Below are 19252 nucleotides of genomic sequence, written 5' to 3' on the forward strand. Positions count from 1 at the left end.
GGCAAGGGGGTGGTTCTCCTACATGGCTCATATGAAGCGGAGCATAATAAGGTGACACACTCTTATCGGGGGGGGGTCGTGGTGCCGCCCCCCCCCGCTTCGTGCCGTGTACCTCCGGCGACCGGTCCCCGGCTCCGGCCGGTGTCCGGTACCGCTTCCGTCAGAAGCCGTATCCCATCCGGCGCGACAGGTCGGCGGCGGCCGCCACCGTGCGCTTGGCGAGATCGGGCAGGCGGTCCGAATCCAGCCGGTACACCGGGCCCGAGACGCTGATCGCGCCGATCACCTTCCCGTCGTGGGCGCGCACCGGGGCGGCCGTCGCGGCCAGCCCCAGCTCCAGCTCCTCCAGGGCGAACGCGTACCCCTGCTCCACCACGGCCTCCAGCTCGCCGCGCAGCGCGGCCGTACCGGTGATCGTGCGCTCGGTGAAACGCGGGAGAGGCCTGGCCAGCAGTCCTTCCCTCAGGGTCGGCGGCAGATGCCCCAGCAGCACCTTTCCGCTGGACGTGGCGTGCAGCGGGGTGCGTCTGCCCAGCCAGTTCTGCGCGGTGACGGACGCGGCGCCGCGGGCCTGCATGATGTTGACCGCCGCGTTGTCGTCCAGGACCGCGATGTTGACGGTCTCGCCCACCTCGTCCGCGAGTTCGCGGCACACGGGCACCCCCTCCTGGGAGATGTCCAGGCGCACTGCCGCCGCCCCCGCCAGGCGTAGTACGCCGGCGCCCAGGTAATACTTCCCGCGGTCCTTGGCCTGGGCGACCAATCCTCTGTTCTCCAGCACTCCGAGGAGCCGGAAGGCGGTGGACTTGTGCACCTCCAGCTCGTCGGCGATCTCGGTGACGCCCGCCTCGCCGAGCCGGGCGAGGATCTCCAGCACGCTCACGGCGCGGTCCACGGACTGGACGGCGCTCCCCGCGCCCCTGCTCTGCTTCCCGGGTGTCTCCTCTGTGCGGTCAGCCTGCTTCTGCGTGCGGGTCATAGCTCAACTCTCACCACCTGGCGGCCCGGATTGAGCCGCATCTGCCGGAAGCCCTTGACTTGACGGGCATCCCGCGCGGATTCTGTTGCGCATAGCGCTCCCTCGTGCGCCATACGAAACATCATGTTACCGAAGAGTCCGTGACCGGGAAGGTCTCGGACCAGACCGGACCTGAGAGGTCCCGGACCGTGGGTCCTGGACCGAGAGGGGGGCCCGTGATTCCCGTCTGCCGCCTTGATGACCTCCCCGCGGGCGAATCCGTCCGTATCGACACCACACCGCCCATCGCCGTGTTCAACGCCGACGGCGAGCTGTACGCCATCGATGACACCTGCACCCACCAGGATGCGTCCCTCTCCGAGGGCTGGCTCGAGGGTTGTCTGGTCGAATGCCCGCTGCACGCCGCGTCATTCGATCTCCGCACGGGCCTGCCGACGTGCCTTCCCGCACGTCGGGCCGTCCGCACCCACCGCGTCACCGTCGACGACGGCGTCGTTCATGTCCACGTGGCGGCCGAAGTGCTGGCCGGAGTGGCGTCCGAAGAGGAGGGCACGGCGGCATGAGGACCGTGACCGTCGTCGGGGCCTCGCTGTCGGGGCTGTACGCGGCCCGGGAACTGCGTGCCCAGGGCTTCGACGGGCGACTGGTGGTCGTCGGGGACGAACCCCACCGCCCCTACGACCGCCCCCCGTTGTCCAAGGACTTCCTCACCGGCCGGTCCGGCGAGGACCAACTCGCCCTCTCCGACGCCGAGGAGACCACCGAGCTCGACGCCGAGTGGCTGCTCGGCGTCCGCGCCCGCGGCCTGGACGCGCGCGGCCGGACCGTTCTCCTGGGCGACGGCCGCACCGTCTCCACCGACGGCGTGATCATCGCCACCGGAGCCTCCGCCCGCAGGCTCCCCGGCTGTGAACTCGCCGGAGTCCACACCCTGCGCACCCTCGACGACGCGCGTGCGCTGCGTGCCGAACTCGCCGCGGGCACCCGGCGTGTCGTCGTCATCGGCGGCGGCTTCATCGGTGCCGAGACGGCCTCCTCCTGCGCGGGACTCGGCCACGACGTCACCGTCGTCGAGGCCGCGCCGCTGCCGCTGGTGCCCCAACTCGGCCCGGAGATGGCCGCGGTGTGCGCCGGACTGCACCGGCGCGGCGGCGTCGACCTGATCACGGGCACCGGCGTCGCCGGGCTGCGCGGCACGGTCGCGGTGACCGGCGTGGAACTCGCCGACGGACGGCTGCTCCCCGCCGACATCGTGATCGTCGGCATCGGCGCCACCCCCAACACCGACTGGCTGGCGGGCTCGACCCTCGCACTGCACGACGGGGTGCTGTGCGACGACGGCTGTGCGACGGCTCTGCCCCAGGTGGTCGCCGTCGGAGACGTCGCCCGCGTCGGCGGCACCCGCGCCGAACACTGGACCAGCGCCACCGAGCAGCCCCGGGTCGCCGTGCGCAACCTCCTCGCGGGGCACACGGCGGAGACCGTGCGCCCGCTGCCCTACTTCTGGTCCGACCAGTACGGAGCACGGATCCAGTTCGCCGGACGGCGGCTCGACACCGACACCGTCCGGATCACGGAGGGCGGCGTCACTGACGGCATGCCCGACGAGGGCGGCTTTCTCGCCCTGTACGAGCGGGACGGCCGGCCGACCGCGGTGCTCTCCGTGGACCGACCACGACCGTTCATGCGCGCCCGGCGTGAAATCGGGCGCGGGGTGACGGTGGCGGAGGCGGCCGTCTCCTAGCGGGGCCCACCCCCAATGGGAGGGGGTTGCCGCCGTGTCCTGGCAGGGGAGGGGCGTCGCCGTGGCTGCGCCCCGAGGCCGCCCCGGGGCAGTGCCCTGGAGCGCTCCCTGAGGGGTGCTTGCCGTGAGGTGCCGACAGCGGGGTGCCGACCGAAAGGCGCTCACCGAGAAGCGCTTGCCCAGAAGCGCTTGCCAACGGGCGCAGTCCTTCCGGCAGAGGGGCGCCGCCTCTGGGAGTGCGACTAGGAGTGCGACAACTGGCCCGCGCCGCCGCCCTGTCGGCGTATCCGCTCCTTGGTCCGCTCCGACGCCCGCTCCTGGCGCCGTGCCTTGCGCCGCTCGCGCCGCAGGGCACGGGCCGTGCTGCTGGGCACCGACACCACGCCGTTGCGCTGGTTCCACACCTGGCGCGTCACCCAGACGTCCAGGGCGCCCCAGGTGGCCACGACCGTGCTCGCCACACTGCTCAGCACCATGGGGAACGCGAGCCAGGAACCGGCCAGCGTGCACAGGAAGGCGACCATCGCCTGGATCAGCGTGACCGCGATGATGATGACGGCCCGCACCGCGGACGCCCGTACGGGATCGGGCAGCCGGCGCCTGGTCGCGGGCTCCTCGACCCACAACTGCCGGTAGTACCCCTGTTCTTCGGCCTCCGCCTCGGCCTCCATGGCGGCTTCCGCCCGGGCGTTCGTGGCACGTTCCGCCTCGGCGTTCGCGACGCGTTCCGGCCCTGCGTTCGCTACTGCTTCCGCCCCGTTCTCCGTCTCGGCCTTCGGCTCCGCCTCCGCTTCCGCTTCCGCCTCCGTGTCCGCGACGGTTTCCGTCCCGGTCTCCGCGTCCGCTCCCACCACGAACCGGGCCCCTCTGGCCGGCCTGGTCGGCCCCGCCCCGGTTTCCGCCCCGGCCCCTGTCCGGGACTCCCTCTCGGCCGCCCTCACCGGGACGTCCGCCGGGACGTCGGCCGGAATGTCGTGATCCGGTGCCTGTGGACCCCGCCGTGCCCCCGTGGCTTCCGCGACGCCCGTCCCGACTGTCCCGTGCCGCTCCGCCGTGCCCATCAACTCGTCACTCCCCAACCGCCCGACAACCGCCTGCTCCGGAGTCACGAGAACCCCGGCTCCCCATTGGGTGCCCGGCTTGCGCTGTTTTACGCTGCCTGAGCGCGGCATGCGGCACCTGCTGCCGATTCCGCCTCCAACTTCCGTACAGACAGACGATCGACGTAACGCGAAGATTCCCGCCGACCGTAAAATTCCGGCCAACTGGCCCACTATGCGGACCGGATGGCGTCCCGTGTCCCGTGTCGGATTCGGGGAGGCAATCTCCCGCAATGAACGGACAACTGCGGATGTCCTGTTACCGTCCCGGAACGAGTCGGTCCGGACAGGCCTTCGAGATACCACTGTGTCGGTAGTAGGCTCACGCCGTTTGTTGACGCACATGTGTGCCCCCGGTCGCCGGGGGCCGAGCTGGGGGAGGCCATGCGCTTTCGCGGGAAGTCCATCCGCCGGAAGATCGTGGCGCTGTTGCTCGTGCCGCTGGTTTCCCTGACCGGGATCTGGGGCTTCGCCACGGTACTCACGGGGCGCGAGGTCAACCAGCTGTTCGACACGACGTTCATCGTCCAGGAGATCGGCTATCCGACCGAGGACGTCATCAGCGTCCTGCAGGACGAGCGCCGTCAGACGCTCGTCTATCTCGCCGACCCCCGGGCCTCCGAGGCGCTCGCCGATCTGCGGCGCACCCGGAGCGCCACCGACGAGGTCGTGTCGAAGATCCGCAGGAACGCCAAGGACGGCGATCTGCGGGACGAGATGGGCGCGGAGACCACCGAGCGGCTCACCGCGATCCTGGACGCCTTCGACGGCGTCGGTCCGCTGCGCCAGAGCGTCGAGGACGGCACCGTCACCCGCCTCCAGGCCCTCGACCTCTACAACCGCCTGGTAGAGCCCTGTTACACCCTCCTGACCAACCTCCAGGTCCTCGACAACGTGGACGTGGACAAGCAGGCCCGCGCCCTCGTCAACATGTCGCGCGCCCGCGAGCTGCTCGCCCGTGAGGACGCCCTCCTCGGCTCCGCCCTCGTCGTCGGCCGGGTGACCCGCGAGGAGGCCCGGGACGTCTCCGACCTCGTCGCCCAGCGCACGCTGATGTACGAGGTCGCCCTCCCGCTGCTGCCCAACATCGAGCGCGCACGCTACGACCGCTACTGGAAGAACGCCGCCACCGCACCGCTGCGCGTGGCCGAGCAGTCCGTCATCGCCTCCTCGCCCGGCGAGCCCCGCGGAGTCACCGCGAAGAGCTGGGACGGCGTCGCGGGCGATGTCCTGGACGGACTCGACAAGCTCAACACCCAGGCGGGCGACCGCTTCCAGGACCGGGTGCGCCCCGTGGCGATCGGCGTCATCGTCAAGGCCGGTATCGCCGGAGTGCTGGGCCTGGCCGCACTGCTGATCTCGCTCTTCATGTCCGTACGCATCGGCCGCAGCCTCGTCCGCGACCTGCGCCGGCTCCGCCAGGAGGCCCACGAGACCGCCGGCGTGCGGCTGCCCAGCGTGATGCGCCGCCTCTCCGCGGGCGAACAGGTCGACGTGGAGACCGAGGTCCCGCGCCTGGAGTACGAGAAGAACGAGATCGGCGAGGTCAGCCAGGCCCTCAACATCCTCCAGAGGGCCGCCGTCGAGGCCGCCGTCAAACAGTCCGAGCTGCGCAGCGGTGTCTCCGAGGTCTTCGTGAACCTCGCCCGCCGCAGCCAGGTCCTGCTGCACAAGCAGCTCACCCTGCTCGACACCATGGAGCGCAGGACCGACGACACCGACGAGCTCGCCGACCTGTTCCGCCTCGACCACCTGACGACCCGTATGCGCCGGCACGCCGAGGGCCTGGTGATCCTCTCCGGCGCCGCCCCCTCCCGGCAGTGGCGCAAACCCGTCCAGCTCATGGACGTCGTACGCGCCGCCGTCGCCGAGGTCGAGGACTACGAGCGCATCGAGGTACGAAGGCTGCCGCGAATGGCCGTCACCGGGTCCGCGGTCGCCGACGTCACCCACCTCGTGGCCGAACTCCTGGAGAACGCCACGGTGTTCTCGCCGCCGCACACGGCCGTCCAGGTGCTCGGCGAGCGCGTCGCCAACGGCTTCACCCTGGAGATCCACGACCGCGGCCTCGGCATGGCGGCGGAGGCGCTCCTCGACGCCAACCTGCGGCTCGCCGAGACCCCCGAGTTCGAACTCTCGGACACCGACCGGCTCGGTCTCTTCGTGGTCAGCCGGCTCGCCCAGCGGCAGAACGTCCGCGTCTCGCTGCAGCCGTCCCCGTACGGCGGCACCACCGCCGTGGTCTTCGTCCCGGACGCGCTCCTCTCGGACGACGTGCCCGACACGAACGGCATGGGCTTCCGGCTCGACCGGGTCACCTCGAAGAAGGACGGCGACGAGGGCCGTACGGCGGCCCTGTCCCAGGTGCCGGTCACGTTGCCCGGCAGGACCGCCTCGATGCTGGACGGACCGGTCGAACTGGAGGCGCCCGTCGACCTGGACGCTCTCAACGACTTCCCGGACCCCCTAGACGACCAGGACGGCGAACGCGGCGGCATCTTCCGCCCGCGCCGCTCCATCGCCGGGGTGCCCGGGGACCAGCAGCAGGTACGGCAGGATCAGCGCGAGCCGTCGCACGCCGAAGGCGACGCCGACGAGCCGTCCGGGGCGCCCGTGCAACTCCCGCGCCGCCGGACCCCCAAGCTCGTCAGCTCCCACGGGCGTCCCGTGACCCAGACCAAGGCACGGCGCGACGAGGCGACGGACCGCGCGGACGCCGACGAGGTGACGGAACTGCCCCAGGCGGCCCGGGAGTCGGCCGAGCGCTCCGGCGTACTGGAGGACCTGCCGAAGCGGTCGAGGAGCGTCAGGCGAGGACCGTCACGCCGCGAGCCCGGGGACTCCCTCGGCTCGCGCCGCGGCCCCGCGGACGACTGGCCCGGAGCTTCCGACTCGGCGGACGGCGCTGTGGAGCGCCGTCAGGCCCTCGGACGCGGCGGCGGCCCCGGCGACCCGGCGGGCCCCGGCGAGGCGCTCACACGCGGACCTGAGGCCGTCGAAGGCCACCGGGACACGGACGCCCCGGCCCTCCCCCAGCGCGCGTCGCGTCGCGGCGCCGAGTCCGGCGGCACCCACCCCGGCACCCCGGCCGGCGGCGGAACGCGCCCCGGCGCGGCTGCCGGGGGCGGCACCGGCGCACTTCCCCGCCGCGTACGACAGGCCAATCTGGCCCCTCAGCTCAAGGACGGCCCCGACCGGCGGGCCGCGCACGACGCGGTCCGCGGGGCGGAGCCCACCGAGCGCGACGCCGACGAAGTACGCAACCGTATGGCCTCGCTCCAGCGCGGCTGGCGGCGCGGCCGTGAGGAGAACGCCGAGGGCGACGAGGCCCAGGACGGCACAGCACCAGGAACGACTAAGGGAGACGGTCGATGACCGCACCGAAGGCCGCCGGCCACACCACGACCAGCACGTCGACGGGGGAACTCAACTGGCTCCTCGACGACTTGGTGGCGCGTGTCGCCAGCATCCGCAAAGCACTCGTGCTCTCCGGGGACGGCCTCCCCACGGGGGTCTCCACCGACCTGACGAGGGAGGACAGCGAACATCTGGCCGCCGTCGCCTCCGGGTTCCACAGCCTCGCCAAGGGCGTCGGGCGCCACTTCGAGGCGGGCAGCGTCCGCCAGACCATCGTCGAACTGGACGAGGCCTTCCTGTTCGTCACGGCCGCGGGCGACGGCAGCTGCCTCGCGGTGCTCTCCGACTCCGACTCCGATGTCGGGCAGGTCGCGTACGAGATGACGCTGCTGGTCAAGAGGGTCGGCGCACATCTGGCCGCCGCTCCGCGCACCGAATTGCCCTCGGGCGGGTAGTGGGTATGGCATGAGCGGAGACAGTCAGGGGATGTCCCACTGGTTCGACGACGAGGCCGGACCCGTGGTCCGTCCGTATGCCATGACACGCGGCCGCACCACCAGCGCGGCCCAGCACCGCCTCGACCTGATCGCGGTGGTCGTGACCGAGCTGCACGCCGACGACCCGGAGGCGGACCACTCGCTGTCTCCGGAGCACGTGGACATCGTCGGGCTCTGCCGTGACGCCCCCCAGTCGGTCGCCGAACTCGCCGCCGAACTGGACCTGCCCGTCGGGGTCGTACGCGTTCTCATCGGCGACCTCGTGGACGACGAGCTGGTCCATGTGACGCGTCCGGTGCCACCGGCCGAGCTGCCGGACGAAAGCATTCTCCGCGATGTGATCAGCGGCCTCCGGGCCCTGTGACGCGACCCGGAGGCCCGGGCGGTCCGGGCCTCCGCGTCAGACGACCCCGGCGACCTCAGGCGACCGGGGCGATGGAACGCCCGGCCCACGCGGGCACCGTCTCCACCAGCGGGACGAGCCGGTCGCGGACGGCCTCCGGGAACGGGATGGCCCGCCCGGCCTTCTGGTCCACGTGGAGGGCGAGCAGTTCCGACGTGGCGACCACGGCGGAGTCCGCGTCAGGTACGGCATTCGCGTCAGGTGCGGTTTCCGCCGCGTCCAGGACGTACATCTCATGCGTGAAGTGCGCCTTCTTGCCGACCGCACCAAGAATCCGGGTGCGGACGCCCAGGTGGGCCCCCTCGGGTACGTCCCGCAGATAGCGGATGTGCGATTCGACGGTGTAGAGCGAACAGCCGCTGTCCGCGCGGTACGAGGCGTCCATCCCCGTCGCGTCCATCATTGCGTCGGTCGCGTGGCCGAAGACGAGGACGTAGAACGCCTCGCTCAAGTGCCCGTTGTAGTCGATCCACTCGGGGCGCACGGTCTCGCGGAAGAGGGGCAGGGACGTCATCGGGCGCCGGTCCCGGGCAGCCGGCCGGTGGCGCGCAGGACGTCTATGACCCCCTGGTCGCGCTCCGCGACGAGGTCCGCGATGGTCCGTCCGTCGGAGGCGTCCTCACAGCCCGCGACCACGGAGTCGTAGAGCGTTCTGTCCAGTTCCGGGGCCGCCAGCCGGGTCCACGGGGACTTCAGGGACGGGCCGAAATGGTCCAGCATGTGCGCCATGCCGCCCTCCCCGCCGGCCAGCGCGAAGGTGAGCATCGGCCCCATGAACGCCCAGCGCAGGCCGGGGCCCTCGGTGATGGACCGGTCTATCTCACGCACCGTCGCCTCGCCGTTGGCGACCATGTGCAGGGCCTCCCGCCACAGGGCCTCCTGGAGGCGGTTGGCGATGAAACCGGGGACCTCGCGCTCCATGGTGATCACGGATTTGCCCGCCACCTCGTAGAACCCGGATGCCCACTCGACCGCCGCCGCGTCCGTGTGCTCGCCGCCGACGACCTCGACGAGCGGGATGAGGTACGGCGGATTGAAGGGATGGCCGACGACCAGCCGGCCCGGGGTGACCGCCTCCGTCTGCATGTCCGTCATCGGATAGCCGGACGTGGAGGAGGCTATGACGATTCCGGCGGGAGTCGCCGCGTCCAGCTTCGCCAGCAGCTCACGCTTGAGCTCCAGCTTCTCCGGGGCGCTCTCCTGCACGAACTGGGCCTCCGACACCGCCTCTTCGAGCGTGTCGGTGACCGTGAGACGGGCCGGGGACGCACCCGGGGCGAGGCCCAGCTGCTCCAACGCGGGCCACGCGGCGTCCACGAGACGACGCAGCCGCGCCTCGGCGTCGGGCGCCGGGTCCCACGCCCTGACGGCGTACCCGCGGGCCAGGAAGTGGGCGACCCAGCCGCCGCCGATGACCCCGGCGCCGACGCAGGCCACGGTCTGTACGTCCTGGGGGGCGGGCCGGGTCACGGAAGTCAGCGCGGTGTCGGGGGCGTCTGAAGTGTGGGGCACCAAGGGCTCCTTGAGGGCTCGACGTGGGGGGACGGCGGCTGCGGCGGCCGACAGCCCGTGGGGCGTGCGGTCGCTGAGAGGCGTGCGGTCTCTGTGGGGCGTGCGGTCGGCGCGAACCGTGTTCCGTGGGTCAGCCACGCGGCTTGAGGCCGAGCTTCAGCCGGGCCTCGTCCGGCGTGGCGACGCGCGCCCCCATCGCCTCGACGATCGTCACCGCCCGCTCGACCAGTTGCGCGTTGGTCGCCTTGACGCCCTTGCCGAGATAGAGGTTGTCCTCCAGACCGACCCGTACGTGCCCGCCGAGCAGCACCGACTGGGCGACCCACGGCATCTGCATCCGCCCGAGGGCGAAGCTGGCCCACTGGGCGCCCTCCGGCAGCATGTTCACCATCGACTGCAGTACGCCCGGATCGGCGGGCGCGCCCCACGGGATGCCCATGCACAGCTGGAAGACGGTCGGATCGTCCAGCAGCCCCTCGGTGCGCAACTGCTTGGCGAACCAGAGGTGCCCGGTGTCGAAGATCTCCAACTCGGGCCGTACGCCCAGCTCCTGGACGCGCCTCGCCCCCGTACGCAGCATGTCCGGGGTGGACACATAGAGGTTCGAGCCGTCGCCGAAGTTGAGGGAGCCGCAGTCCAGGGTGCAGATGTCGGGCAGCAGGTCCTCGACGTGCGGCAGCCGGTCGAGTCCGCCCACGAGGTCGGTGCCGGGCAGATGCCTCAGCGGCTCCTCCGGGTCGATGACCAGATCGCCGCCCATGCCCGCGGTGAGGTTGACGACGACGTCCGTGCCGGTCTCCCTGATGCGCTCGACGACCTCCCGGTACAGCCGCGGGTCACGGGAGGGCGCCCCCGTCTCCGGATCACGCACGTGGATGTGGACGGCGGCCGCTCCGGCATCCGCGGCCTCGACGGCGGAGCGGGCGATCTGCTCGGGGGTCACGGGGACGTGCGGGCTCTTCCGCACGGTGTCGCCGGCACCGGTGAGGGCGCACGTGATGATGACGTCCTGGTTCATGGTCATGCGGGGGCCTCCGCTGTGCGGGGGTGGATATCAGGTGAGGTCGTTGCTCGCATCGTGTTCATGCGTCGCACATAACGAACATGCCGTCTATGGCCGCCGTGCGTCAAGGGCGCCCGCCCACGGCACCGGTCAGGGGTGCCGCGCCACCGCCAGGACCGGTCCCGCGGTCAGTACCGGCCCCACTCCCGGTCCCGCTGCCAGTGCTGCCCCGACTGGCAGTACCTGCCGCGCCTCGCCTCGGAATCGGCCGCCTCCCTGAGGGGGTGTCACAACGCCCGCGCCGCCCGCGCCACCTCCTCGGCCGCACCGCACACCAGCGCGCCGAGCGCCGGGAAACGGGACTCGGGCACCCGGTCCTGCGGGCCCCAGATGCTGAGCACGGCGAACGGCCGGTCGCGGGCGCCGAGGACCGGCGCGGACACCCCGTACAGATTCCGCTCCATCTCGCCCGCGCACACGCTGTATCCCCGCTCCCGCGTCTCGGCCAGCTCGGCGCGCAGCCGCCCCCGGTCGGCGACCGTCGTGTCGGTGTACGCGGTCAGCGGCTCGGCCAGCAGCACGTCCACCTCTTCCGCCGGCAGCCAGGCCAGCAGCGCCTTCCCGGTCGAGGTTGCGTGCAGCGGCGCCTGCCGCCCGAGCCACTTGGCACTGAGGACCACCGGGGGAGTCACCTCGTCGATGTACGTCAGCCCCAGTTGCTGCACCACCGCGAGGTTGGCCGTCTCGCCGGTCTGCTCGCTGACCTGGCGCAGGATGCCGTGGGAGCGCCGGATGAGCCCGTCGAACCCGGCCGCCGAGGCCATCCGGGCGACCGCGAAACCCACGGTGTATCGGCTGGTCAGCGGATCGCGCTCGACCATGCCGTACTGCTCCATGGTGGACAGCAGCCGCCAGGCCGTGGCCCGGTTGAGCCCGCAGCGGCCCGCGAGATTCGTGGCCGTGTCGCCGTCCGGCGCGCTGTCCGCCGTCGCCTCCAGCAGGATGATCGCCCGCTCCAGGGACTGGACCTTGCCGGATGATCCGCCGGGTTCGGCGAGGGGTGCGGCGGTGCCGTCGGTGCCGTCGGTGGTGCTGTCGTCTGCGGGAGGGGGCTTGGGCGTAAGCATTTCCTTGGCTCCTGACGGTACCGGCTTGAGTTCGGTCCAGCTTCTCACTATCCGAGCGGCCATCGCGCTATGTGAGCGATCAAGTAGCCAGGGGCGAGGTCGGCCTCGGTGCCTGCGCCGAGAAGCACCCCCCGCTCCGGACCGAACGCCGAGGTGCCGGACCCCGATATGATCTGACCGATCGTCGAAAGGCACCTCCGGCTCAGGGCCGGGGCAGCGCGACATCGGGGAGACAGACGTGAAGGGCTGGCAGTTCTGGGTCGACCGCGGTGGCACCTTCACCGATGTCGTCGCCCAGCGCCCCGACGGACGGCTGCTCACCCGCAAACTCCTCTCGGACAACCCGTCCCGGTACGCCGACGCGGCCGTGGCGGGCATCCGCGAACTCCTCACCGAAGCCAGTGACGCCTCGACGGGACGGGCATCCGGGCAGGAACCCGGTCACCACAACGGCCTACCGGTGGAGTCCGTTCGTATGGGCACCACCGTCGCCACCAACGCCCTCCTGGAGCGCAAGGGCGAACGCACCCTCCTCGTCGTCACCCGTGGCTTCCGCGACGCGCTGCGGATCGCCTATCAGAACCGCCCACGGATCTTCGCCCGCGAGATCGAACTCCCCGAACTGCTCCACGAACGCGTCATCGAGGTCGACGAACGCATCGCCGCCGACGGCACGGTCCTGCGCGCCCCCGACCTGGACGCCCTCGCCGGGCCTCTCCAGGAGGCGTACGACGCCGGAATCCATGCCGTCGCCGTCGTCTGCATGCACAGCCACCTCCACCCGGCCCACGAACAGGCCGTCGGCGAGCTGGCCGCCCGCACCGGCTTCCCGCAGATCTCGCTCTCCAGCGAGGTCAGCCCCCTGATGAAGCTCGTCCCGCGCGGTGACACGGCCGTCGTCGACGCCTATCTGTCGCCCGTCCTGCGCCGCTACGTCCAGCACGTCGCCGACGAACTCCACGGTGTGCGGCTGATGTTCATGCAGTCCAACGGCGGCCTCGCCGAAGCCGGACAGTTCCGCGGCAAGGACGCCATCCTCTCCGGGCCGGCCGGTGGCATCGTCGGCATGGCGCGGATGTCCCAGCTCGCGGGCTTCGACCGGGTCATCGGCTTCGACATGGGCGGCACCTCCACGGACGTCTCGCACTTCGCGGGCGAGTACGAACGTGTCTTCACCACCCAGATCGCCGGCGTCCGGCTGCGCGCGCCCATGCTCGACATCCACACCGTCGCCGCGGGAGGTGGATCCGTCCTCCACTTCGACGGCTCCCGCTACCGCGTAGGGCCGGACTCGGCGGGAGCGGACCCGGGCCCGGCCTGCTATCGCGGCGGCGGCCCGCTCACCGTCACCGACGCCAACGTGGCCCTCGGCCGGATCCAACCCGCCCATTTCCCCAGGGTGTTCGGCCCCGACGGGGACCAGCCGCTCGACGAGGCCCTCGTCCGCGACCGCTTCACCGCCCTCGCCGACGAGATCCGCGAGCGGACCGGCGACGACCGCACGCCCGAGCAGGTCGCCGAGGGCTATCTGCAGATCGCCGTGGCCAACATCGCCAACGCCGTGAAGCGCATCTCGGTCCAGAAGGGCCACGACGTCACCCGCTACGCACTGACCACCTTCGGCGGCGCGGGCGGCCAGCACGCCTGCATGGTCGCCGACTCGCTCGGCATCCGCACGGTCCTCGTACCGCCCATGGCCGGGGTGCTCTCCGCACTCGGCATCGGGCTCGCCGACACCACGGCCATGCGTGAACAGTCCGTCGAGGCGCCCCTGGAAGCCGCCGCGATGCCCGGCATCCTCAAGACCGCCGACGGCCTGGAGGGCGCGGCCCGCGCCGAACTCCTCGCCGAGGACGTCCCCGAGGACCGCATCCGGGTCACCCGCCGGGCCCAGCTGCGCTATGACGGCACGGACACGGCACTCACCGTCGAGCTGACCGAGCCCGGCACCATGACCCGCACCTTCGAAGACCGCCATCGCGCCACCTACTCCTTCACCCTCGACCGTCCGGTCGTCGTCGAAGCCCTCTCCGTGGAAGCCACCGGTCTCACCGAACCCCCCGATCTCTCCGCCCTCGTCACCCGGCCCGCGCCCGTCACCTCACCCGAGCCCGGCACCCCGCACTCCGCGACCGGCACCCCGGAGACGGTCAGCCTCCACACCGGCGGCACCTGGCGCGACGTACCCTTGCGCCGCCGCGAGGAACTGCCCCCGGGCGACACCGTCACCGGCCCCGCGATCATCACCGAGGCCAGCTCGACGACCGTCGTCGACGACGGCTGGCAGGCGGCCATGACCGATGACGGGCATCTGGTCATGGAACGGGTGGCGGTCACGGAGAGTTCCGATCTCGGCACGGAAGTCGACCCCGTTCTCCTTGAGGTCTTCAACAACCTCTTCATGGCCATCGCCGAACAGATGGGCGCCCGCCTGGAGTCCACCGCCCAGTCCGTCAATATCAAGGAGCGCCTGGACTTCTCCTGCGCTCTCTTCGACCCCGACGGGAACCTGGTCGCCAACGCCCCCCATATTCCAGTGCACTTGGGCTCGATGGGCACCAGCGTCAAGGAGGTCATCCGCCGCCGCGGCGACAGTATGCGCCCCGGGGACACATACGCGGTCAACGACCCGTACCACGGCGGCACCCACCTCCCCGACGTCACGGTGATCACCCCGGTCTTCGACACGGAGGGTGACGTCACAGCGGGCGCCGACGGTACGGGGGCCGGCGGTACGGGCGGCGGCGAGACGGACGGCGGCGGCGCGGATGGCGCGCGCATCCTCTTCTACGTCGCCTCGCGCGGCCACCACGCGGAGATCGGCGGCATCGCGCCCGGGTCCATGCCCGCCAACAGCCGCACCATCGAGGAGGAAGGCATCCTCTTCGACAACTGGCTGCTCGTGGAGGGCGGCCGCCTCAGGGAGGCCGAGACCCGAGGCCTCCTCACCGGGGCGCCCTACCCCTCGCGCAACCCGAAGACCAACCTCGCCGACCTCCGCGCCCAGATCGCCGCCAACCAGAAGGGCGTCGACGAAGTCGGCCGTATGATCGGGCACTTCGGGCTCGACGTCGTCCAGGCATACATGAAGCACGTCCAGGACAACGCCGAAGAGGCGGTGCGCCGCGTCATCGACACCCTTGAGGACGGCGAGTTCGCCTACGAGACCGACTCCGGAGCCGTGATCCGGGTCCACGTCTCCGTAGACCGCGAAAAACGCTCCGCGAAAGTCGACTTCACGGGTACGTCCCCGCAGCTCGCCACCAACTTCAACGCACCCTTCGCGGTGGTCAACGCGGCCGTCCTGTACGTCTTCCGCACGCTGGTCGCCGACGACATCCCGCTCAACGACGGCTGCCTGCGGCCCCTCGACATCGTCGTACCGCCCGGGTCGATGCTCGCCCCGGAACCACCGGCCGCCGTAGTGGCGGGAAATGTGGAGACGTCGCAGGCGATCACCGGCGCGCTGTACGGTGCTCTCCGGGTGCAGGCAGAGGGCTCCGGCACCATGAACAACGTCACCTTCGGCAATGAGCGGTACCAGTACTACGAGACCGTGGCCTCCGGGTCCGGTGCGGGCGACGGCTTCCCGGGCGCGCCCGTCGTACAGACCCACATGACCAACTCGCGACTCACGGACCCCGAGGTCCTGGAGTGGCGACTGCCGGTCCAGCTCGACGAGTTCGCCGTACGACGCGGCAGCGGCGGGGCCGGACGGTGGCAGGGCGGTGACGGTGCCGTACGCCGCATCCGGTTCCACGAGCCGATGACCGTCTCCACGCTCTCCCAGCACCGCAGGGTCCCGCCCTACGGTATGGCGGGCGGCGAACCCGGGACGCTGGGCGCCAACCGCGTGGAGCGCGCGGACGGCACGGTCACCGAACTCGCCGGGAGCGACGCGGCCGAGGTCGGCCCCGGCGACGTGCTGGTCATCGAAACACCCGGTGGCGGCGGGTACGGTCCGCCACCGTCCGGCACCACCGAAGCAAGCGCCCCGACCAGGGCAGGCTCCACCAACGAACCAAGCTCGACCACTGAACCAAGCTCGACCACCGACGCAAGCTCCACCGAAGCACGCGACACCACTGAAGCAGGAGAAGAGAACGATGATCTTCGGGCGCACTGAGCGCGGCAAGGCCCCCGTCGAACCCGTCACGCTCAAGATCCTCGTGGCGGGCGGCTTCGGCGTGGGCAAGACCACCATGGTCGGCGCCGTCAGCGAGATCAAGCCGCTGCGCACCGAGGAGCTGCTGACCGAGGCGGGCCGTCCGGTTGACGACACCAGCGGTGTGGAGGGCAAGCACACCACCACGGTCGCCATGGACTTCGGCCGCATCACGCTCCGCGAGGACCTGGTGCTGTACCTCTTCGGGACGCCCGGTCAGAACCGCTTCTGGTTCCTGTGGGACGAGCTCGCCACCGGCGCCCTGGGTGCCGTCGTCCTCGCCGACACCCGTCGCCTGGAGGACTGCTTCGCCGCCGTCGACTACTTCGAGCGGCGCTCCATACCCTTCGTGGTGGGCGTCAACTGCTTCGAGGGCGCGGCCCGTTACCCCACAGACACCGTCCGCCAGGCCCTCGACCTGGACCCCGGAGTCCCCGTCGTCATGTGCGACGCGCGCGGCCGGGAGTCGGTCAAGGAAGTCCTCATCCAGGTCGTCCAGCACGCGATGGCGTACGCCGCCGAGCGCCGCCAGACCGTCACCACCTGAGACACCGGCCGGCGACACCCGACCGGCTCGAGCAGCCGATACCGGCACGAGCACGAGTACGACCCGTACCCCCGCCGACAGGGGTACGGGCCGCAGTCCTCAGGCACTCATCAGCCGCACGCGCGCGTGGACATCGATGACACACACGCGCGCGTGGACCTCGAAAACGGGCCGGGTCAGCCTTCGCCGTCCTCGTGCCAGCCGAAGCTCTTCTCCACCGCCTTGCGCCAGTTGTGGTACTCGCGGTCACGGACGGACGCCTCCATGTTGGGCGTCCACTCGACGTCCTTCTGCCAGTGCGACTTCAGCTCGTCGAGGTCGTTCCACACCCCGGTCGCCAGACCGGCCGCGTACGCCGCTCCCAGGCAGGTCGTCTCGGAGACCTTCGGGCGGATCACCGGCACCCCGAGCACATCCGCCTGGTGCTGCATCAGCAGATTGTTCTTGGTCATGCCGCCGTCCACCTTCAGGGTCGTGATGTGCACCCCGGAGTCCTGGAACATGGCGTCCACGACCTCACGCGTCTGCCAGCTCGTCGCCTCCAGGACGGCCCGCGCGAGGTGTCCCTTCGTGACGTACCTGGTCAGGCCGGTGACGACACCGCGCGCGTCAGAGCGCCAGTAGGGCGCGAACAGGCCCGAGAACGCGGGCACGATGTACGCGCCGCCGTTGTCGTCGACGCTCGCGGCGAGGGTCTCGATCTCGTCGGCGCTGCGGATGATGCCGAGCTGGTCGCGGAACCACTGCACGAGCGCGCCGGTGATCGCGATGGACCCTTCGAGGCAGTAGACCGGCGCCTCCGAACCGATCTTGTACCCCATCGTGGTCAGCAGCCCGTTCTTCGAAGGCACGGGCCGGTTCCCGGTGTTGAGCAGCAGGAAACTGCCCGTCCCGTACGTGTTCTTGGCCGTGCCCACGTCGTAGCAGGCCTGTCCGAACACCGCGGCCTGCTGGTCGCCCAGCGCCGACGCCACCGGGACGCCCGCGAGCTGGCCGACGGCGGTCCCGTACACCTCGGACGAGGACTTGATCTCGGGGAGGACGGCCTCGGGGACGTTCATCGCGGAGAGGATGGACTGGTCCCACTGGAGTGTTTCGAGGTTCATCAGCATGGTACGGCCGGCGTTGGTCACGTCGGTGACGTGCTTTCCGCCGTCCGTGCCGCCGGTGAGGTTCCAGATCAGCCAGGAGTCGATCGTGCCGAAGGCGATCTCGCCGCGCTCGGCGCGGGCCCGCAGTCCCGGCACGTTGTCGAGCAGCCAGGCCGCCTTGGGCCCGGAGAAGTAGCTGGCCAGCGGCAGGCCGGTCTGCTCACGGAAACGGTCCTGCCCGTCCGAGCCGCCGAGTTCGTTGCAGAGAGCGGAGGTTCGGGTGTCCTGCCAGACGATCGCGTTGTGCACGGGCTTGCCCGTGGCGCGGTCCCACAGGACCGTCGTCTCGCGCTGGTTGGTGATTCCCATCGCGCTGAGCTGGTCGGCGCGGAGCCCCGCCTTCGCGAGCGCGCCCGCGACCACGGCCTGCACCTTCGACCAGATCTCGGTGGCGTCGTGCTCCACCCAGCCCGGCTTGGGGAAGATCTGGCGGTGTTCTCGCTGGTCGACGGCGACGATGGCGCCGTCCTGGTTGAAGACGATGCAGCGGCTGGACGTGGTGCCCTGGTCGATTGCGGCGACGAACTTGTCCGTCATGACGTCCCCTTCGTCGGATTCTTCGGACGGCTGCCTCAGAAGGCTGCTTTGAAGATGAGCCCGGCAAGCACTCCGCCGATCAGCGGCCCGACCACCGGTATCCACGAGTAGCTCCAGTCCGACGTCCCCTTGTTGGGGATCGGCAGGATGGCGTGGGCGATGCGCGGGCCCAGGTCACGGGCCGGGTTGATGGCGTACCCCGTGGGACCACCGAGCGACAGACCGATGCCGACCACCAGGAACGACACGATCAGGATCGCGGTGCCGGACTCGCCGAGCCCCTTGGTGAGGCCGAATGCCAGGATCGGCAGCACCAGACCGATGGTCGCGATGATCTCCGTGATGAGGTTCGCCACGGGATTGCGGATCGCGGGGCCGGTGGAGAAGATCCCGAGCGTGGGCTGCGCGATCTCCTCTTCGGCGTTGGCCTGGAACTGGGCGAAGTAGACCAGCCAGCACAGCACCGCGCCCAGGAAGGCGCCGACCATCTGTCCCGCGATGTAGATGTGGACCTTGTCCCAGTCCCCGGTGTCGATGGCGATGCCGACGGTCACCGCCGGGTTGAGGTGCCCTCCGGACAGCGGCGCGGCGGTGTAGGCACCGGCCAGTACGCCGAAGCCCCAGCCGAACGCGATGACGACCCAGCCTGCGTCCTTCGCCTTGGAGTAGTTGAGTACGACCGCGGCGACCACTCCGGCGCCGAAGAGGATCAGAATCGCTGTGCCGATGACCTCACCGACGAATATGTCTCCGTTGCTCATGGCGGCTCCTAGGCCCAGGCCCGGGGCGATCCGCCCCGGTCCACCGTGCAGGGTGCGTTCCCATGGCTACTTCAGCCGAGAGCAGGGAGATCCCGCGCCCCGCCCGGCGTCCGTGACGAGCGTGCCGTCGCAGTCGAATCGCCCGTGGGGGCATGACCCGTTGGCGCAGGCGAGGGCCTGCGCGGCGCAGTGCCTGAATACGCCGGAATGCGGCGATGCCGACTGACACCGGAAGTGTTCACCGGCACTGTGAGAGCGTCAAGGTCGCGGGCGACAACGGTTCTGGCCCGCACGGACGGCCCGCCGGAGCGGCCGCGTTCCGGGGCGTGTGTACGGCGGCGGAGAGCGTGGGGCCGGGGGTTCCGCGGC

Annotated in this window: 14 protein-coding genes and 1 pseudogene; 7 read left to right on the forward strand and 8 right to left on the reverse strand. The window is 70.9% G+C overall.

The window, feature by feature from the left end; translation table 11 throughout:
* Positions 1 to 160: 160 nt before the first annotated feature.
* On the reverse strand, positions 161 to 979 hold the full coding sequence (locus tag ACFWXQ_RS47470) for an IclR family transcriptional regulator (RefSeq protein WP_266742166.1): 819 nt from the start codon (positions 977 to 979) through the stop codon (positions 161 to 163).
* Positions 980 to 1194: 215 nt separating this feature from the next.
* Here ACFWXQ_RS47470 and ACFWXQ_RS47475 point away from each other — a divergent pair, with 215 nt between their 5' ends.
* Positions 1195 to 1542, forward strand: a complete 348-nt coding sequence (locus tag ACFWXQ_RS47475) for a bifunctional 3-phenylpropionate/cinnamic acid dioxygenase ferredoxin subunit (protein WP_383953187.1) — start codon at positions 1195 to 1197, stop codon at positions 1540 to 1542.
* Complete coding sequence (locus ACFWXQ_RS47480; protein ID WP_383953185.1) at positions 1539 to 2723, forward strand: NAD(P)/FAD-dependent oxidoreductase; 1185 nt, start codon at positions 1539 to 1541, stop codon at positions 2721 to 2723. The genes ACFWXQ_RS47475 and ACFWXQ_RS47480 overlap by 4 nt, the downstream gene beginning before the upstream one ends.
* Before the next feature lie 242 nt (positions 2724 to 2965).
* On the opposite strand, the gene ACFWXQ_RS47485 is transcribed toward ACFWXQ_RS47480, so the two are convergent.
* Positions 2966 to 3577 (reverse strand): hypothetical protein, encoded by a 612-nt coding sequence (locus ACFWXQ_RS47485; protein WP_383953183.1) that lies wholly within the window; start codon positions 3575 to 3577, stop codon positions 2966 to 2968.
* A gap of 630 nt (positions 3578 to 4207) precedes the next feature.
* Between ACFWXQ_RS47485 and ACFWXQ_RS47490 the strand changes: the two genes are divergently transcribed.
* Genes ACFWXQ_RS47490 through ACFWXQ_RS47500 form a run of 3 tightly spaced genes read left to right on the forward strand, consistent with a single transcriptional unit; the run spans position 4208 to position 8041 of the window.
* Positions 4208 to 7198 (forward strand): nitrate- and nitrite sensing domain-containing protein, encoded by a 2991-nt coding sequence (locus ACFWXQ_RS47490; protein WP_383953181.1) that lies wholly within the window; start codon positions 4208 to 4210, stop codon positions 7196 to 7198.
* Positions 7195 to 7635 carry a roadblock/LC7 domain-containing protein gene (locus ACFWXQ_RS47495; protein WP_189839795.1) on the forward strand — a complete coding sequence of 147 codons (441 nt, stop codon included), beginning with the start codon at positions 7195 to 7197 and terminating at the stop codon, positions 7633 to 7635. Before ACFWXQ_RS47490 ends, ACFWXQ_RS47495 begins: the two co-directional genes overlap by 4 nt.
* 10 nt (positions 7636 to 7645) lie before the next feature.
* Entirely contained in the window at positions 7646 to 8041 is a 396-nt protein-coding gene (locus ACFWXQ_RS47500; protein WP_055613361.1) for a DUF742 domain-containing protein, read from the forward strand.
* A 55-nt stretch (positions 8042 to 8096) separates the two neighbouring features.
* Here ACFWXQ_RS47500 and ACFWXQ_RS47505 read toward each other — a convergent pair whose 3' ends face one another.
* The 4 genes from ACFWXQ_RS47505 to ACFWXQ_RS47520 form a co-directional block, all read right to left on the reverse strand.
* Positions 8097 to 8594 carry a thioesterase family protein gene (locus ACFWXQ_RS47505; protein ID WP_383953179.1) on the reverse strand — a complete coding sequence of 166 codons (498 nt, stop codon included), beginning with the start codon at positions 8592 to 8594 and terminating at the stop codon, positions 8097 to 8099.
* Complete coding sequence (locus ACFWXQ_RS47510) at positions 8591 to 9559, reverse strand: 3-hydroxyacyl-CoA dehydrogenase NAD-binding domain-containing protein (protein ID WP_383953189.1); 969 nt, start codon at positions 9557 to 9559, stop codon at positions 8591 to 8593. The genes ACFWXQ_RS47505 and ACFWXQ_RS47510 overlap by 4 nt, the downstream gene beginning before the upstream one ends.
* A 163-nt stretch (positions 9560 to 9722) precedes the next feature.
* On the reverse strand, positions 9723 to 10616 hold the full coding sequence (locus tag ACFWXQ_RS47515) for a 3-keto-5-aminohexanoate cleavage protein (RefSeq protein ID WP_383953177.1): 894 nt from the start codon (positions 10614 to 10616) through the stop codon (positions 9723 to 9725).
* Positions 10617 to 10882: 266 nt separating this feature from the next.
* On the reverse strand, positions 10883 to 11722 hold the full coding sequence (locus ACFWXQ_RS47520) for an IclR family transcriptional regulator (protein ID WP_383953175.1): 840 nt from the start codon (positions 11720 to 11722) through the stop codon (positions 10883 to 10885).
* A 238-nt stretch (positions 11723 to 11960) separates the two neighbouring features.
* Here ACFWXQ_RS47520 and ACFWXQ_RS47525 point away from each other — a divergent pair.
* Both ACFWXQ_RS47525 and ACFWXQ_RS47530 read left to right on the forward strand, forming a co-directional pair.
* Positions 11961 to 15689 (forward strand): annotated as a pseudogene (locus tag ACFWXQ_RS47525) (hydantoinase B/oxoprolinase family protein); the annotation flags it as partial.
* 139 nt (positions 15690 to 15828) lie between these two features.
* The gene (locus ACFWXQ_RS47530) at positions 15829 to 16434 is read left to right on the forward strand and encodes an ATP/GTP-binding protein (protein WP_383951304.1); all 606 of its coding nucleotides are present in this window, start codon (positions 15829 to 15831) and stop codon (positions 16432 to 16434) included.
* Between the two features lie 176 nt (positions 16435 to 16610).
* On the opposite strand, the gene glpK is transcribed toward ACFWXQ_RS47530, so the two are convergent.
* Positions 16611 to 18122, reverse strand: a complete 1512-nt coding sequence (gene glpK, locus ACFWXQ_RS47535; protein ID WP_383951307.1) for a glycerol kinase GlpK — start codon at positions 18120 to 18122, stop codon at positions 16611 to 16613.
* 35 nt (positions 18123 to 18157) lie between these two features.
* Positions 18158 to 18883: an MIP/aquaporin family protein gene (locus ACFWXQ_RS47540; RefSeq protein WP_200399614.1), complete on the reverse strand. Its 726-nt coding sequence runs from the start codon at positions 18881 to 18883 to the stop codon at positions 18158 to 18160.
* Positions 18884 to 19252: the final 369 nt, after the last annotated feature.

The organism is Streptomyces sp. NPDC058697, assembly GCF_042715345.1.
In the GTDB taxonomy this organism is placed as follows: domain Bacteria; phylum Actinomycetota; class Actinomycetes; order Streptomycetales; family Streptomycetaceae; genus Streptomyces; species Streptomyces liliifuscus.